The sequence below is a fragment of the Pseudomonas taeanensis MS-3 genome, from assembly GCF_000498575.2.
Classification (GTDB): Bacteria; Pseudomonadota; Gammaproteobacteria; order Pseudomonadales; family Pseudomonadaceae; genus Aquipseudomonas; species Aquipseudomonas taeanensis.
Genome location: NZ_AWSQ01000004.1, coordinates 541,669 through 557,604 on the forward strand (window position 1 = coordinate 541,669; position 15,936 = coordinate 557,604).

16 protein-coding genes, 1 tRNA gene and 1 pseudogene are annotated in these 15,936 nt (G+C 58.8%); 10 read left to right on the top strand and 8 right to left on the bottom strand.

What is annotated here, in order from left to right; translation table 11 throughout:
• The first annotated feature begins 548 nt into the window (after positions 1-548).
• Positions 549-1,496 (top strand): LysR substrate-binding domain-containing protein, encoded by a 948-nt coding sequence (locus TMS3_RS16090; protein ID WP_025166310.1) that lies wholly within the window; start codon positions 549-551, stop codon positions 1,494-1,496.
• A 13-nt stretch (positions 1,497-1,509) separates the two neighbouring features.
• On the opposite strand, the pseudogene TMS3_RS25080 reads toward TMS3_RS16090, so the two are convergent.
• Positions 1,510-1,639: pseudogene (locus TMS3_RS25080) on the bottom strand (IS3 family transposase); the annotation flags it as partial.
• A gap of 168 nt (positions 1,640-1,807) precedes the next feature.
• A tRNA-Ser gene (locus tag TMS3_RS16095) sits at positions 1,808-1,895 on the bottom strand.
• A 185-nt stretch (positions 1,896-2,080) separates the two neighbouring features.
• On the opposite strand from TMS3_RS16095, the gene TMS3_RS16100 reads away from it, so the two are divergent.
• From TMS3_RS16100 to TMS3_RS16130, 7 genes are all read left to right on the top strand, one after another.
• Entirely contained in the window at positions 2,081-2,749 is a 669-nt protein-coding gene (locus tag TMS3_RS16100) for a Bax inhibitor-1/YccA family protein (RefSeq protein ID WP_025166311.1), read from the top strand.
• 110 nt (positions 2,750-2,859) lie between these two features.
• The gene (tusD, locus tag TMS3_RS16105) at positions 2,860-3,252 is read left to right on the top strand and encodes a sulfurtransferase complex subunit TusD (protein WP_025166312.1); all 393 of its coding nucleotides are present in this window, start codon (positions 2,860-2,862) and stop codon (positions 3,250-3,252) included.
• 1 nt (position 3,253) lies between these two features.
• Positions 3,254-3,613 carry a sulfurtransferase complex subunit TusC gene (gene tusC, locus TMS3_RS16110; RefSeq protein WP_025166313.1) on the top strand — a complete coding sequence of 120 codons (360 nt, stop codon included), beginning with the start codon at positions 3,254-3,256 and terminating at the stop codon, positions 3,611-3,613.
• Positions 3,613-3,912: a sulfurtransferase complex subunit TusB gene (tusB, locus tag TMS3_RS16115; protein ID WP_025166314.1), complete on the top strand. Its 300-nt coding sequence runs from the start codon at positions 3,613-3,615 to the stop codon at positions 3,910-3,912. The genes tusC and tusB overlap by 1 nt, the downstream gene beginning before the upstream one ends.
• The gene (locus TMS3_RS16120) at positions 3,909-4,244 is read left to right on the top strand and encodes a TusE/DsrC/DsvC family sulfur relay protein (protein ID WP_025166315.1); all 336 of its coding nucleotides are present in this window, start codon (positions 3,909-3,911) and stop codon (positions 4,242-4,244) included. The genes tusB and TMS3_RS16120 overlap by 4 nt, the downstream gene beginning before the upstream one ends.
• On the top strand, positions 4,241-5,224 hold the full coding sequence (locus TMS3_RS16125; RefSeq protein ID WP_025166316.1) for a glycosyl transferase family protein: 984 nt from the start codon (positions 4,241-4,243) through the stop codon (positions 5,222-5,224). The genes TMS3_RS16120 and TMS3_RS16125 overlap by 4 nt, the downstream gene beginning before the upstream one ends.
• A gap of 90 nt (positions 5,225-5,314) precedes the next feature.
• A complete protein-coding gene (locus TMS3_RS16130) occupies positions 5,315-6,316 on the top strand; it encodes a glutathione S-transferase family protein (RefSeq protein WP_025166317.1) in 1,002 nt (333 codons plus the stop codon).
• Between the two features lie 19 nt (positions 6,317-6,335).
• Here TMS3_RS16130 and cysG read toward each other — a convergent pair whose 3' ends face one another.
• From cysG to ftsK, 6 genes are all read right to left on the bottom strand, one after another.
• Positions 6,336-7,730: a siroheme synthase CysG gene (gene cysG, locus TMS3_RS16135; RefSeq protein WP_025166318.1), complete on the bottom strand. Its 1,395-nt coding sequence runs from the start codon at positions 7,728-7,730 to the stop codon at positions 6,336-6,338.
• A 136-nt stretch (positions 7,731-7,866) separates the two neighbouring features.
• Positions 7,867-9,147: a serine--tRNA ligase gene (serS, locus tag TMS3_RS16140; RefSeq protein WP_025166319.1), complete on the bottom strand. Its 1,281-nt coding sequence runs from the start codon at positions 9,145-9,147 to the stop codon at positions 7,867-7,869.
• Between the two features lie 15 nt (positions 9,148-9,162).
• A complete protein-coding gene (gene crcB / locus TMS3_RS16145; RefSeq protein ID WP_025166320.1) occupies positions 9,163-9,537 on the bottom strand; it encodes a fluoride efflux transporter CrcB in 375 nt (124 codons plus the stop codon).
• Positions 9,534-10,859, bottom strand: a complete 1,326-nt coding sequence (locus tag TMS3_RS16150; protein WP_025166321.1) for a replication-associated recombination protein A — start codon at positions 10,857-10,859, stop codon at positions 9,534-9,536. The genes crcB and TMS3_RS16150 overlap by 4 nt, the downstream gene beginning before the upstream one ends.
• A gap of 19 nt (positions 10,860-10,878) precedes the next feature.
• The gene (gene lolA, locus TMS3_RS16155) at positions 10,879-11,505 is read right to left on the bottom strand and encodes an outer membrane lipoprotein chaperone LolA (RefSeq protein ID WP_025166322.1); all 627 of its coding nucleotides are present in this window, start codon (positions 11,503-11,505) and stop codon (positions 10,879-10,881) included.
• A 30-nt stretch (positions 11,506-11,535) separates the two neighbouring features.
• On the bottom strand, positions 11,536-13,938 hold the full coding sequence (gene ftsK / locus TMS3_RS16160; RefSeq protein ID WP_025166323.1) for a DNA translocase FtsK: 2,403 nt from the start codon (positions 13,936-13,938) through the stop codon (positions 11,536-11,538).
• Positions 13,939-14,185: 247 nt separating this feature from the next.
• Here ftsK and trxB point away from each other — a divergent pair, with 247 nt between their 5' ends.
• Positions 14,186-15,136, top strand: a complete 951-nt coding sequence (gene trxB, locus TMS3_RS16165; protein WP_025166324.1) for a thioredoxin-disulfide reductase — start codon at positions 14,186-14,188, stop codon at positions 15,134-15,136.
• Between the two features lie 111 nt (positions 15,137-15,247).
• Positions 15,248-15,928: a leucyl/phenylalanyl-tRNA--protein transferase gene (aat, locus tag TMS3_RS16170; protein ID WP_025166325.1), complete on the top strand. Its 681-nt coding sequence runs from the start codon at positions 15,248-15,250 to the stop codon at positions 15,926-15,928.
• Positions 15,929-15,936 lie beyond the last annotated feature (8 nt).

Below are 15,936 nucleotides of genomic sequence, written 5' to 3' on the forward strand. Positions count from 1 at the left end.
GCTCGCGCAGAAGGCCTGCGCATCGAGACTGGGACACCGGCCTGGCGTAACAGCTGCCAGGCAAAACCCATATTCGACAGGCCGGTGCGGCGCACGCCTAGCAACATGAACACACCAACTTCCGGCGTACTGCAGTTCAATTGCCGCACCCGACTTAACCCGGAGACCACTAGGTCCCGCCGCGCCGAGACAGTCACGCGCTGTGTTCAGATCGTTTCAGGCATTGAGATCAACCGCTCTATCCAGCAGACGAAGCCATGTCGACGTGCATAAACAACCTGGATTGGCTTCGGAGAATAGCCAAATAAAACACAGGGTCAATCGAGTTATTTTTGCCAAATAGTGAAATTTAATTCAATAATTAGCCCGGCAACCGATGGTACGTCAGGCTGTTGCCTCCAGAGGATTCCGGCTCTCTTAAAGCCACGGCAGAAGGACTGCGGTAGAGCGGCATTGGACGCTTTACTTAGGCTGGCTGGTCCCCCTCCTCATACAGCGCCCAACTAAGCACTCTTACTTCGACCCAGTCGGGGAGGAACTTCATCCCTATGCGCCTGCCTTCAATGACCGCCTTACGCGCGCTAGATGCTGTTGCCCGCTCAGGCAGTGTGTCCGATGCAGCCAGCGAACTGAATCTGACGCCCAGCGCCATTAGTCACCAGCTCAAGAGTCTCGAGCAAACCCTCGGATTCGCCTTAACCGAGCGTATTGGCCGAGGCATCCGCCTCACCTTTCAAGGGGAGCGTTATGCCAGAGACATCCATCATCTGTTGGCCAATATTTTGGAGGCCGGCCAACGCTTCGATGGCCAACTAGTAAGTGGCAGGCTCTGTATCAGCAGTCCCGCCGGCTTCTCCACCTATTGGTTGTGCCTGCATATTGCAGCGTTTCAAGACCTCTATCCGCAGGTAGAGCTGCATCTAATTTCGCCTCGCACACCAGGCGATACCAGCGATAGCAACACCGATCTGTTTATTGCCTATGGCATGGGCGACTGGCCTAACCAACATGTCCAGCAAATCGTTACGCTGCGTTTTTTTCCGGTATGCAGCCCACGCCTGGCCAATGCCCTGGGTGGACTAAAGAGCCCCCAAGAGTTGAGTGGTTGTCCGCTTTTACACATGCTCGACCACTCAGATTGGCGAGTTTGGCTGGCCGCAGCCAATGCACCACATGTAGAAGTACGCCCCGGCATAGTGTTTTCTGATGCGCACTTTGTGCAGTCAGCCTGCATCGCCGGCCAAGGCATCGCCATAGGCGACAACCTGATTAGTGGCGAAGCCCTGTCGCGTGGTTTGTTGGTGAAACCTTTCGCAACGGAAATTGAATCCAACCGGGGCTACTACCTGGTTGCCGACCCACAGAAAGCCGAGCGTCCGGTTGTTCGGGCCTTTTGTGAGTGGATTAAAACTCAGTTGAGTGCTCCAAGCCGAACAGCCCACCATGTGCGCAGAACATTAAACCGGGAGACTTTCGCCAATAGATCAGATGGGTAGCTGTGCCTAGTGGTCAACTAATCCCGGACACGACGTTAAGTTTTTTCTCGGCCTGCGCTGGGGCCAACCGACCGTTGAATTGATGGGGGCGAATCCAGTTGTATCGATGAATCAAAAAAATGGCTGATACCACGCAGGGCTTGATGGGCAGACACTGGCGGGCCAAAACGGTGAGGTGCGCCACTTAAAGGCAGTAGGTAAATCCGTCGAGGACAACCTTCTACGCGCCGTCAACGTGGGGGAGCAACTGGGGGGAGCAGCGAACCACAGAAACGACAAGGCCCCGAATACGGGGCCTTGATGCATCAATATGGCGGAAGCGTAGAGATTCGAACTCTAGGACAGTTTCCCGTCGGCGGTTTTCAAGACCGCTGCCTTAAACCACTCGGCCACGCTTCCAAAATTTTTACGGCAACGTTCATGGCCGCTTTACATCATTCAATCACGCCTTGGCTTGACTGAGGGCGGCAATCTTACCGGAACGCAACACACTGTCAAACTCTAAAGGTTGGCAGTGCGTATTGCTCTGTTATGATCCCCACAACCCTGATCACGGATCTACTAATCTTTACAGGAGTGTCGCCATGCGCGAACAAGATATCGCACTCAATCACACGCAGGTTGAGCAGCTGGAAGTCAGCCGCGTCTTGCGCAATACCTACGGCCTGCTAGCCATCACCCTCGCCTTCAGCGGCCTGGTGGCTTATCTGGCGCAACGCGCCAACGTACCTTACCCGAATTTTATCGTGGTATTGGTCGGCTTCTACGGTTTGTTCTTCCTCACCGCGAAGCTGCGCAACTCGCCATGGGGCCTGCTCTCCACCCTCGCCCTGACCGGCTTCATGGGCTACACCCTCGGGCCGATCCTCAACCGTTACATGGGCATGTCCAACGGCGCGGAAGTGGTGAGTTCGGCCTTTACCATGACGGCGCTGGTATTCTGTGGCCTGTCCGCCTATGTGCTGACTACCCGTAAGGACATGAGCTTCCTCAGCGGCTTCATCACGGCGGGCTTCTTCGTTCTGATCGGGGCCATGCTGGCTGGCTTCTTCTTCGAGATCAGCGGCCTGCAATTGGCGATTAGCGCTGGTTTCGTGCTGTTTTCCTCGGCCTGCATCCTCTATCAGACCAGCGCGATCATCCACGGCGGCGAACGTAACTACATCATGGCCACCATCAGCCTGTATGTATCGATCTACAACCTGTTCGTCAGCCTGCTGCAAATTTTCGGCATCATGAGCGGCGACGACTGATCCCTCAGCGATGCATGAAAGCCCGCTTCGGCGGGCTTTTTCATGCCTGCGGGGAGCATCTTGCGCGCTGAGGCATTATCATTCCGCCAGATATCTTCGCTGGACCTTCCATGAAATTTGCCATTGCCCTCTTTTCCGCACCGCATGCGCCCTCCTCGCGTCGCGCCCTGCGCTTCGCCCAGGCAGCTTTGGCTGGCGGCCATGAGATAGTGCGGCTGTTTTTCTATCAGGAGGGTGTACACAGCGCCTCGAGTAATGTCGTCACCCCGCAAGACGAGCTGGATATATCCGGCGAGTGGCGTGACTTCGTCCGTGAGCAGCGACTGGACGGCGTGGTGTGCATTGCCGCCGCACTGCGCCGTGGCGTGCTGAATGCCGAAGAGTCTCAGCGTTACGACCGTCCCGCCGCCAACCTGGACGATCCCTGGGCGCTATCAGGCCTAGGCCAACTGCATGAGGCGGCACAAGTGGCGGATCGCCTGGTGTGCTTTGGAGGGCCTTGAAATGAGAAAATCATTGTTGATCATCAGTCGCCAAGCCCCCTGGTCAGGCCCTGGCGCACGCGAAGCGCTAGACATTGCTCTTGCTGGCGGCGCCTTTGATTTGCCCATCGGCATGCTGTTTCTCGACGATGGGGTGTTTCAGCTGACTGCTGCGCAGCAGCCAAAAACCCTGCAGCAGAAAGACTTGAGCGCTAACTTGCAAGCGCTGCCAATGTTCGGCGTGGAGTCGCTGTATGCCTCCGCTCGCAGCCTGCAAGAGCGCGGTTTGGCTGAGAACCCCCTGACGCTTGCCGCAGAGCCCCTGGATGATGCTGCGCTCGCTGCCCTTATCGACCGATATGATCAGGTGATCACTCTCTGATGGCCACGTTGCATGTGCTTTCTCACTCCCCCTTTAGCGACAGTCGCTTGAGCAGTTGCCTGCGCCTGCTGGGCGCCAACGATGGCCTACTGCTTAGCGGCGACGCGGTCTACGCCCTGCAACCCGGTAGCGCGCAGCTCCGGGCCCTGGAAATGATGCCAGACAGCATTGGTCTGTTCGCCCTTGACGAAGACCTGACCGCACGCGGCATCAGTGCTGCGCAGCGGGCACAGGTGGTCGACTACCCAGGATTCGTCGAGCTCAGCTGCCGCTTTGACAAGGTCAACAGCTGGCTATGACTCAGTTGATCGTCGACGACCGCAGCATTGCGCTGGATAAAGACGGCTACCTGGTGAATCTCGATGATTGGGACGAGGCCGTAGCCGCCGCCCTGGCGCAGCAGGAAACCCTGAATCTGAGCGCCGAGCACTGGGAAATTTTACGGCTGCTACGGGCGTTCTACAGCGAGTTCCAGTTGTCACCGGCCAATCGGCCCCTCATCAAGTACGCGGCCCTCAAGCTCGGCCCGGCAAAAGGCAATAGCCTGCACCTCAATCGCTTGTTCAATGGCACTCCCGCCAAGCTCGCCGCCAAGCTGGCGGGTCTGCCCAAACCGACGAATTGCCTATGAACCTTGTCACGCCCCCGGAACACCCTTTCGCTCAGTTCGTGCGCATCCTCGGCAAAGGCAAGCGCGGCGCGCGTAACCTCACGCGCGCAGAAGCCCGTGAAGCCATGGGCCTGTTGCTCGACGACAAGGTCGAGGACACCCAGCTCGGCGCCTTCCTGATGCTGCTGCGGCACAAGGAGGAAAGCGCCGAGGAGATGGCTGGTTTTGCCGAAGCGGTGCGCGAGCGCCTGCAGGCGCCGCCGATAGCCGTCGATCTCGACTGGCCCAGCTATGCCGGCAAGAAGCGCCATCTGCCGTGGTTCCTCTTGGCCGCCAAAGCCCTGGCGCAGAGCGGCGTGCGTATTTTGCTACACGGCGGCGGCGCACATACCGCTGGGCGTCTGTACAGCGAACAGGTGCTCGGGCAACTGGCTATTCCGCTGTGCCGCAGCTGGAGCGAAGTCGAACAGGCGCTGCAGCAACAGCAATTGGCCTTTATCCCGCTAGGCGACTGGATGCCGCAGCTGCAACGGATGATCGACCTGCGCAACACCCTCGGTTTGCGCTCGCCGATCCACTCGCTAACCCGGATTCTCAACCCCTTGGCGGCGCGCTGCGGCCTGCAAAGTATTTTTCACCCGGGCTACCAGGCGGTACACCGCGAGGCCAGTCAATTGCTAGGCGATACGGCCATTGTGATCAAGGGTGAAGGCGGCGAGATCGAAATCAATCCAGATGCCACCAGTCACTTGTATGGCACGGCGAATGGAGAAAACTGGGATGAAGACTGGCCGCCACTGTCGCCGCAACGCCACGTCAAACCCGAGTCGCTGAACCCTGAGCACCTGCAGGCATTCTGGCGCGGCGAAGTCGCGGACGCTTACGGCCAGCTCGCCGTGCTGAGCAGCATGGCACTGGCGTTACGCGGTCTTGGTACACCGCGAGACGAGGCCTTCAGCCGAGCGCAGCAATGCTGGGATGCGCGTGACATATCGAAATAATCACGATTAACGGGCAGTTTTTTGCGGGTTTCAATCGACTTATTCTCGTTAGACTGAACCCCTAAGCCGTACAGCTAAAGGAGTCGGGAAATGGGTTTGTTGGTCGAAGGACAGTGGCAGGATCAGTGGTATGACACTGCCAAGGACGGTCGCTTCAAGCGCGAGAGCGCGCAGCGCCGCAACTGGATCACCGCCGACGGTGCCGCGGGCCCGAGCGGTGTAGGCGGCTTCCCCGCCCAGGCAGACCGCTACCACCTGTACGTATCCCTCGCCTGCCCCTGGGCCCACCGCACCTTGGTACTGCGTCAGCTCAAGGGCTTACAGGGGCTGATCGATGTCTCAGTGGTCAGCTGGCTGATGGGCGAGGATGGCTGGACCTTCGACAGCAACTACGGCTCCAGTGGCGACCAACTGGATCAGTTCAGCTACATGCATCAACGCTATACCGCCGATGACCCCAACTACAGCGGACGGGTGACCGTGCCACTGCTGTGGGACAAGCAGCGCCAGTGCATAGTCAGTAATGAGTCGGCGGAAATCATCCGCATGTTCAATTCGGCCTTCGATGGTTTGACCGGAAACCCCCTGGATTTCTATCCCGAGCTGCTGCGAGGTGAGGTAGACGCTCTCAATCAGCGCATCTATCCGGCGGTCAATAACGGGGTCTATCGCGCTGGTTTTGCTACGTCACAAGCCGCCTACGAGGAAGCCTTCGCGGAACTGTTCGACGAGCTGGACACGCTGGAAAAACAGCTGGGCGAGCGCCGCTATCTGGCCGGTGAATACCTCACCGAAGCGGACTGGCGACTGTTTACCACGCTGATCCGTTTCGATGCCGTGTATTACGGCCATTTCAAGTGCAACCTGCGCCGTATCGAGGATTATCCGAATCTGTCCAATTGGCTGCGCGAGCTGTACCAATGGCCCGGGGTGGCCGAAACGGTCGACTTTGAGCATATCAAGAGCCACTACTACGCCAGCCACCGCACCATCAATCCAACCGGCATCGTGCCACAAGGGCCGGCATTGGATCTTGGTCGCAGTCACGATCGCCAACGCTTAACCGGCAAGGGCATCTGGCAAAAGCCATAGTGCCTGTGTAACCGCCAGGCTAAACCTCAGCCTGAGCGCCTTCGAACCAGGCCAGTTTCTCGCGCAATTGCACCACTTCACCGACTATCACCAGGGTCGGTGCGTGCACGTTGTGCTGCGCGACCAACTCCGGAAGATTGGCCAAGGTGCCGGTAAACACTCGCTGATTGCTGGTGGTGCCCTGCTGGATCAGCGCTGCCGGCGTGCTGGCGGCGCGTCCGTGGGCAATCAGTTGCTGGCAAATCACCGGCAAGCCAACCAGCCCCATGTAGAACACCAGGGTCTGGCTTGACGCCGTGAACTCTGCCCACGGCAGGTCACAGCTACCGTCCTTGAGGTGGCCGGTGACGAAGCGTACCGATTGCGCATAATCACGATGAGTCAGTGGAATCCCCGCATAAGCCGCGCAGCCGCTGGCCGCGGTGATGCCGGGTACGACCTGGAAGGGAATACCCTGAGCCGCCAGTTCCTCGATCTCTTCGCCCCCCCTGCCGAAGATAAAGGGATCGCCGCCCTTCAAGCGCAGCACCCGCTTGCCTTCTTTGGCCAAGGTGACCAAGCGCTGATTGATCTGATCCTGCGGCACCGAATGGGCGGATCGTTGCTTGCCGACATAGATGCGCTCGGCATCGCGGCGACACAATTCGATAATTGCCGGCGCGACCAGCCGGTCGTAGAGCACCACATCGGCCTGCTGCATCAAACGCAGCGCACGGAAGGTCAACAGATCGGGATCGCCCGGACCGGCACCGACCAGATACACCTCACCCAAGGCCTGCGGTATGGCGCCGGCCACTTTCTGAGTGAGCAAACGCTCAGCTTCATGCAACTTGCCGGCAAACACGCTCTCGGCGATCTGCCCTTGAAACACATCCTCCCAGAACACCCGTCGTTGCTGCACATCAGGCAGCAGACCTTTGACCTGAGCGCGGAAGTGTTTCGCCAACCCGGCCAGCTGGCCGTAAGTCGCCGGAATCCAGGTTTCGATCTTGGCGCGGATCAGCCGCGCCAACACCGGTGCATCGCCACCGCTACTGACGGCGACGATCAACGGCGAGCGATCGACTATGGCCGGAAAAATCACGCTACACAGCTTCGGCGCGTCCACCACATTGACCGGGATACCGAGCGCCTGTGCCTGTTCTGATATCCGCGCATTCAGGGGTTCGTCATCGGTGGCGGCAATGATCAGCGCCACACCCTCCATGTCGCCTGCCTGATAGCCACGCAGTAACAACTGATTGGCGCCCTGTCCAGCGAGCTCGCGCAGATCGCCCCGCACTTCAGGGGCGACGACTCTCAGGGTGGCCCCGGCGTCCGCCAGCAAGCGGGCTTTACGCAGCGCCACTTCACCACCACCGACCACCAGCACCAGGCGATCCTGCAGTTTGTGGAACAGGGGAAGGAAGTCCATGGCGAATACCCACGATGCGCCATCCTGGCGGACGGCTTAGAGAAAAATAGCCTGCGATCCTACGGCGGTCGCGAGAGAACCTAGCCAGAGTGGCCATACGGGCGTGGTTGAGCCCGCATGGCCAAGCTCCGCGGTGTTAGCCGATCACCTCGATACCAGCCATATAGGGCTTGAGCACGTCCGGTACACGGATCGAGCCATCGGCCTGCTGGTAGTTCTCCAGTACCGCCACAAGGGTGCGGCCTACGGCCAACCCGGAACCGTTCAAGGTGTGCAGCAACTCAGGCTTGCCGGTTTCCGGATTGCGGTAGCGTGCTTGCATGCGCCGCGCCTGGAAGTCGCCACAGTTGGAGCAGGAGGAGATTTCCCGGTACTTGTCCTGGCTCGGCACCCAGACTTCCAGGTCGTAGGTCTTGGTCGCGCCGAAGCCCATGTCGCCGGTGCACAACGCCAGCACGCGGTACGGCAACTCAAGCAGCTGCAGAACCTTCTCGGCATTGCCGGTGAGCTCCTCCAGGGCCGCTTCGGAGGTACTCGGTTCGACGATCTGTACCATCTCGACCTTGTCGAACTGATGCTGGCGAATCATCCCGCGAGTGTCGCGCCCGGAAGCACCAGCTTCGCTACGGAAGCACGGCGTATGGGCGACGAACTTCAACGGCAGTTGTTTGGCATCGACAATCTCGCCGGCGACGATGTTGGTCAGCGACACTTCGGCAGTTGGGATCAGGTACAGGTCAGCCTCGTTTTCGCGGCTGATCTTGAACAGATCCTCCTCGAATTTCGGCAACTGACCAGTGCCTTGCAAGGCAGGCGCTTGAACCAGATACGGGGTGTAGGCCTCTTCGTAGCCATGTTCACCGGTGTGCAGATTGATCATGAACTGTGCGAGGGCACGGTGCAGTCGAGCGATAGGTCCGCGCAGTAGGGCGAAACGGGCACCGGAGAGCTTCGCCGCGGTTTCGAAGTCCAGCCAACCATGCTGCTCGCCCAGACTGACGTGATCCTGGATCTCGAAGTCGAAGGTTTTTGGCGTACCCCAGCGACGCACCTCGACGTTGGCCTCTTCATCCTCGCCGACTGGCACCGACTCGTGTGGCAGGTTGGGGATGTTCAACAGCAGCTGATCGAGTTCAAGCTGAATGGCGTCCAGCTCACGCTTGCCTGCCTCCAACTCGCTACCCATGCGATCGACGTCGGCCAGCATTGGAACGATGTCCTCGCCGCGCTGCTTAGCCTGGCCAATGGCCTTGGAGCGACTGTTGCGCTCGGCTTGCAGTTGTTCGGTGCGGGTTTGCACGGTCTTGCGCTGGGCCTCCAGCGCTTCGAAACGCGCTACATCCAGTACAAAGCCGCGTGTAGCCAGGCGTTGGGCAATTTCGTGGAGTTGGCTGCGCACCAATTTTGCATCAAGCATGTTCGTCTCTCATCATCAGAGTTTGGTCAGGGACAAGCCCGCCCAAGTGGCGAGCAGGCCGCCGAACACGCTGAGTGCCACATAGCCAAAGGCCAATAGCAATTGCCCGCTTTCCAGCAAGCGCAGCGTGTCGAGGGAAAAGGAAGAAAACGTCGTCAGGCCACCGAGAAAGCCGACCAGCAAACCTGCGCGTAACTCCAGGGGGATATCCGGGCGTAGCAGAAACAGGCCATAGAAGTAGCCAATCAGTAAACAGCCGACAATATTGACCAGCAAGGTGGCGATATTGAAGTGCTGTGGCCAATGGCTGTTGATCCAGTTGGCAGTGGTGAAGCGCAACAGGCAGCCGGCTGTACCGCCTGCAGCGACCGCAACAAACACGCCAATCATGGCTTTCTCCGCTGCCGCGGACTAGCGCAGTCCTGTGCAGCGAGATGATTCAGTTTGTCACGGATCTTCAATTCCAAACCACGAGCCACCGGCTGGTAGTACTGACGCGGCGGCAACTGCTCGGGGAAATAATCCTCACCCGCCGCATAAGCCTCTGGCTCATCATGGGCATAGCGATATTCGTCGCCATAACCCAGCTCTTTCATCAATTTGGTCGGTGCATTGCGCAAGTGCAGCGGTACTTCCTGCGAACCATGTTCCGCAGCATCGCGCATGGCCGCCTTGAAGGCGTTGTACACCGCGTTGCTCTTCGGCGCGCAGGCCAGGTAGACAATGGCCTGCGCCACCGCCAACTCGCCCTCGGGACTGCCCAGACGTTCCTGTACATCCCAAGCATTCAGGCACAGTGTCAGCGCTCGCGGATCGGCATTGCCGATGTCTTCGCTGGCCATACGCACCACTCGGCGGGCGATATATAGCGGATCGCAGCCACCATCGAGCATGCGTGCAAACCAATACAAGGCGCCATCGGGGCTGGAGCCCCGCACCGACTTATGCAGCGCGGAAATCTGGTCGTAGAACGCCTCGCCGCCCTTGTCGAAGCGCCGGCGGCTGTCACCTAGCAGGTCGAGCAACAGCTCGTGGCTGATTTCGCCACCGTCTTCGGCCAAGTCCGCAGCGTTTTCCAGAAAATTCAGCAGCCGCCGGCCGTCGCCGTCCGCAGCGGCGAGGAGAATCTTGAAGCTTTCCTCCGGCAGACTCAGTTGGCGCCCAGCCAGACCTTTGGGATCGCTCAGCGCGCGGGCCACTAATTTGCGCAACGCCGCTTCGTCGAGGCTTTTCAGCACATAGACCCGTGCGCGCGAGAGCAAGGCGTTATTCAATTCGAACGAGGGATTTTCGGTAGTGGCGCCGATAAAGATCAGCGTGCCGTCCTCGACGTAAGGCAGAAAGGCATCCTGTTGCGACTTGTTGAAGCGGTGCACTTCATCGACGAACAGAATGGTGCGCCGACCGTACTGTGCGGCGTGCTGTTGGGCGATCTCGACCGCCTGACGGATTTCCTTGACCCCTGAGAGCACCGCGGAAATCGTCTCGAAATGCGCATCGGTTACCTGAGCCAAGAGGCGCGCCAGCGTCGTCTTGCCGACGCCCGGCGGCCCCCAGAAGATCATTGAGTGCAGCGCGCCCTGCTCCAGCGCCTCACGCAACGGCTTACCACGGGCGAGCAAGTGCTCCTGGCCGACATACTCGTCCAGATTGGCCGCGCGCAAGCGGGCGGCCAATGGTTGCGCGACAGGAGCCTTGCTGAATAGATCCATGGAACCGGGCTAAGACCTCTTACTCTTGAATGACGTCCACGCCGTCCGGAATGTCGAAGCTGAACTGCCCGTCATCCAGCTTCTCGTTCATCTTCACACTGAGGAACAGGATGTTGGTGCGCTGACCGATGCTGTCAATCAACTGCATGTCATTCAACACGCCGCTACGGAACGACAGGCGCAAGCTGTCGAACAGGGTGTCCTTGGCTTTGGGCTTGAGAATGAAATCGACCACGTTCCCACCTTCCTTGTAGCTGATGTCGAAATTCTCGCTAATCTTCGACACATCACCGGACAGCAGCAATGCAGGCGTATGAGTCAGGCGCTGGTCGAGGGTCTGAATCGTGACCTGTTGCAAATCGGGATCGTACAGCCAGACCTTCTTGCCATTGGATACCAGCAACTGCTCCATCGGCTCATCGGTGTGCCAGCGGAACAGCCCAGGACGCTTCAATACCAACTGGCCCGCGGTTTCCTGCAGCTGGGTACCGCTACCGTCCAGGGTCAGTTGTGAGAAGCGCGCACTGATGGTTTGAGCCTGGCTGAGCAATTGAGTCAGGCGCTGCACCGCCGCCTCGTCGGCCGCCAGGGCAGACATGCTGGAAACGCTTAAAACAACCAACAACAGCATGCGAATCAGGCGCATGAAAGTCCTCTTAAAGTCGATGTGTAGGCGTTAGTCGCGAACGGGGCTCGGCGCGATCACTTCGCGCGAGCCGTTGGTATTCATTGACGTCACCACGCCAGCCATTTCCATGGCTTCGATCATCCGCGCGGCACGGTTGTAGCCAATCTTCAGCTTGCGCTGTACCGCGGAAATCGAGGCCCTACGGCTCTCGGTAACAAAGCGTACGGCCTCGTCATATAGCGGGTCCGACTCACTGCCCTCGCCGCTACCTTCGCTACTGCCGTCGAAGCCGCTACCGGCCTCTTCGACACCCGCGAGTATGTCTTCGATATAGTCCGGCGAACCGCGCTGCTTCCAGGCTTCGACGACACGATGCACCTCTTCGTCGGAAACGAAGGCACCATGGACCCGGATCGGCAAGCCGGTACCGGGCGGCAGGTAGAGCATGTCACCATGACCCAGCAGCTGTTCGGCGCCACCCTGATCGAGAATGGTACGCGAATCGATCTTGCTCGACACCTGGAAGGCCATACGAGTCGGAATGTTGGCCTTGATCAGGCCGGTGATCACATCCACCGACGGCCGCTGGGTGGCGAGAATCAGGTGGATTCCTGCAGCACGCGCCTTTTGCGCGATGCGCGCGATCAATTCTTCGACCTTCTTGCCGACGATCATCATCATGTCAGCGAATTCGTCGACCACCACCACGATAGTTGGCAGAGGCTTCAGCAGCGGCGCTTCGTCCTCCATGCTTTCGCGCTTGTACAGCGGATCTTCTAGCGGCTGGCCGGCATCAATGGCGTCTTTGACCTTGCGATTGAAGCCTGCCAGGTTACGCACGCCCATCTTCGACATCAGCTTGTAGCGCCGTTCCATCTCGGCCACGCTCCAACGCAGAGCATTGGCCGCCTCCTTCATGTCAGTCACGACCGGACAGAGTAAGTGCGGGATACCTTCGTAGATCGACAATTCGAGCATTTTCGGGTCGATCATGATCATCCGCGCCTCCTCCGGCGTGGATTTGAACAGGATCGACAGAATCATCGCGTTGACCCCCACCGACTTGCCCGAGCCGGTGGTGCCCGCTACCAGCAGATGCGGCATGCGCGCCAAGTCGGTAATCACCGGCTTGCCGCCGATGTCATGCCCGAGGGCCAGAGTCACCGGCGACTTGGCTTCATCATATTCGGTCGAGGACAGCACCTCAGAGAAGCGCACGATCTGCCGGTCTTCGTTGGGGATTTCGATACCAACTGTGGTTTTACCCGGAATGACTTCCACCACCCGCACACTGATCACCGCCAGCGAACGGGCCAAGTCTTTAGCCAGGTTGGAAATACGGCTGACTTTTACCCCAGCGGCTGGCTGTATTTCAAAGCGCGTAATCACCGGACCTGGATGAACCGACTCGACCAGCACCTCGACACCAAACTCCTTGAGCTTGATCTCCAGCAGGCGCGACATGGCCTCGAGAGATTCCGGCGAGTACTTCTTCTGTACCTTTTCCGCCACATCAAGGATAGCAATTGGCGGAAGCGTGCCCTCTACTGCGCTATCGACGAACAATGGCGCTTGCTTTTCTTTCAGTACACGCTTGCTCGGCTCCGCTGTTTTCGCTGCAGCAGGTGGGGTAATGATTGGCGCGGAACGGTTCTCACGCTCGCTCATGTGCTTACTCAGGGTTTCCTCACGAGCAAGCATGCGCTCTTTGACTTTGGCCTGTTCACGACGGTCATGCACCATCGGGGCCGCTACGTCGTTAACCCGCTCATCGACTTCTCGTAACTGCAGGGCCAGCTGTTTGCGCTCGACACGCGCACTCCACCAGCGGTTGACTAGACTATGAATCAGCTCGAACAAATCCAGGGTGATCTTGCCGGTCAGGTCCATCACCTTAAACCAAGACAAATCGGTAAAGACCGTCAAACCAAAGAGAAATAGCGCAATGAACAGCAGGGTACTGCCTTGCACATTCAGAGCATCTTCAGCCAACTGACCAATACTTTCCCCCAAGGCGCCGCCTGCAGAGGCCGGCATGCTCGAACCGGCGTCAAAATGGATATCGGCCAACGCCGCCCCCGACAGCACCAGGAATACCAAGCCGATCAATCGCCAGGAAAACAACCAGCCACTCCAGTGCCAGGGCTTGTGGCGATCTCGGAACACTTGCAGAGTCTTGAGCCCGAGCAATAGCGGGAACAGATAGGCAAAATAGCCCAGGGCCATGAATAGGATATCGGCGAACCATGCACCCGCGCGACCGGCGGCATTGTGCACCTGCTCAACATTGCTGGTGTGGGTCCAGCCTGGATCGGCTGCATCGTAAGTCAGCAACGCCATCCACAGATAAAGGCAGAGTGCGCCAAGGGCAATCAGGGCACCCTCTTTCAGTCGGTAGGGCAGTTGCTGGCGCCAGATCGGTGCCTGAGCTGTAGAGCTAGAATTCTTCAAAACGCATCTATTCCTGCGCCGGCGGGCGCGCCGAATCATCGGTTAACGGCGAAAATGAGGCCTATTGTACGGGTTTGCCCGTTTGCTGCCACGCAGCCCAACTGTGGTAATCACTGCAGGGTCGAAGCCTGGTGTCGCTGACTCCCGTTCGCCCCCTGCTTCGGTGTAGCATAGCCAGCATCATCTTCCGTGCGGCTCAATTGGAGCATGCATTCTCTTTTGTGACAAAGGCTTATGAGGTGTTTTTATGAGCGAAGTCAAGCATTCACGCCTGATCATCCTAGGCTCCGGCCCTGCCGGTTATAGCGCTGCCGTGTACGCCGCTCGCGCCAACCTCAAACCTGTAGTCATTACTGGTATCGAGCCTGGCGGCCAACTCACCACAACCACCGAAGTGGATAACTGGCCAGGTGACGTTGAAGGCTTGACCGGCCCGGTACTGATGGAACGCATGCAGAAGCACGCCGAGCGTTTCGATACCGAGATCATCTATGACCACATCCATACGGCCGAGTTGCAGACTCGCCCTTTCACCCTTACTGGTGACAGCGGCACCTACACCTGCGATGCCTTGATCATTGCCACCGGTGCCTCGGCTCAGTACCTAGGACTGCCCTCGGAAGAAGCCTTTGCCGGCAAGGGTGTTTCAGCCTGCGCCACCTGTGACGGTTTTTTCTACCGCAACCAAGTGGTTGCCGTCATCGGTGGCGGCAACACTGCCGTGGAGGAAGCACTGTACCTGGCCAATATCGCCAAGGAAGTGCACCTGGTCCACCGTCGCGACAAACTGCGCTCGGAAAAAATCCTGCAGGACAAGCTGTTCGACAAAGCTGCCAACGGCAACATTCACCTGCACTGGAACCATACCCTGGATGAAGTGCTGGGGGATGCAAGCGGCGTGACCGGAGTGCGCCTGAAAGATACGACCAGCGGGATAGCCAAAGAATTGCCACTGACCGGCGTATTCATCGCCATCGGTCACAAGCCCAATACTGACCTGTTCCAGGGCCAGCTGGAAATGCGCGACGGCTACCTGCTGATCAAGGGCGGCAGCGAAGGCAATGCTACCGCAACCAGTATCGAGGGCGTTTTTGCCGCCGGCGACGTCGCCGACCACGTATACCGTCAAGCGGTCACCTCAGCGGGTGCGGGCTGCATGGCAGCACTGGATGTCGAGAAGTTCCTCGACGACAACTGATAGCCCCTGGGCGGGTGCCTAGGAGCCTGTCGGATTTGAGCGCCCGCAGCAGGGCAGGATTAAATTCGACAGACTCCTGACATCCGCCCTACCCTCTTCCGGCTGCGCTAAATGCTGACCTGGCTACAACGCGACTCACTGAGTTTCCCACCCCTGAGCAAGGCCCTGCGCGAACCCAATGGTTTGCTCGCCGCGGGCGGCGATCTGAGTGCCGATCGCTTGATTCAGGCCTATCGCCACGGCTGCTTCCCCTGGTACCAAGAAGGCCAGCCCGTCCTCTGGTGGTCGCCCGACCCGCGCACCGTGCTTTTCCCACATGAGTTACATATCTCGCGCAGCCTGCTCAAGGTGTTGCGCCAAGCACGCTATCAGGTGACGTTCGACCAAGCCTTTGCTGCCGTCATCCAGGCCTGTGCCGCGCCGCGCGAATATACCGACGGCACCTGGATTACCACGGATATGCAGCAGGCCTATCTTGAGCTGCACAAGCGAGGCATCGCCCACTCGGTCGAAGTCTGGCGCAACGGCGAGCTGGTCGGAGGGCTGTACGGACTGGCAATGGGCCAACTGTTTTTTGGTGAATCGATGTTCAGTCGTGCCGACAATGCCTCCAAGGTCGGCTTTGCCACCTTGGTCGAGCACCTGAAAACCTGGAACTTTGTGCTTATCGACTGCCAGATGCCAACCGAGCATCTGCATAGTTTCGGCGCCCGCGCCATCACCCGCGCGGACTTCAGTGGCTATCTGAAATGCCATCTCGACCAGCCCAGTAATGCGAACTGGCTTTTCTAGTCGCGCAC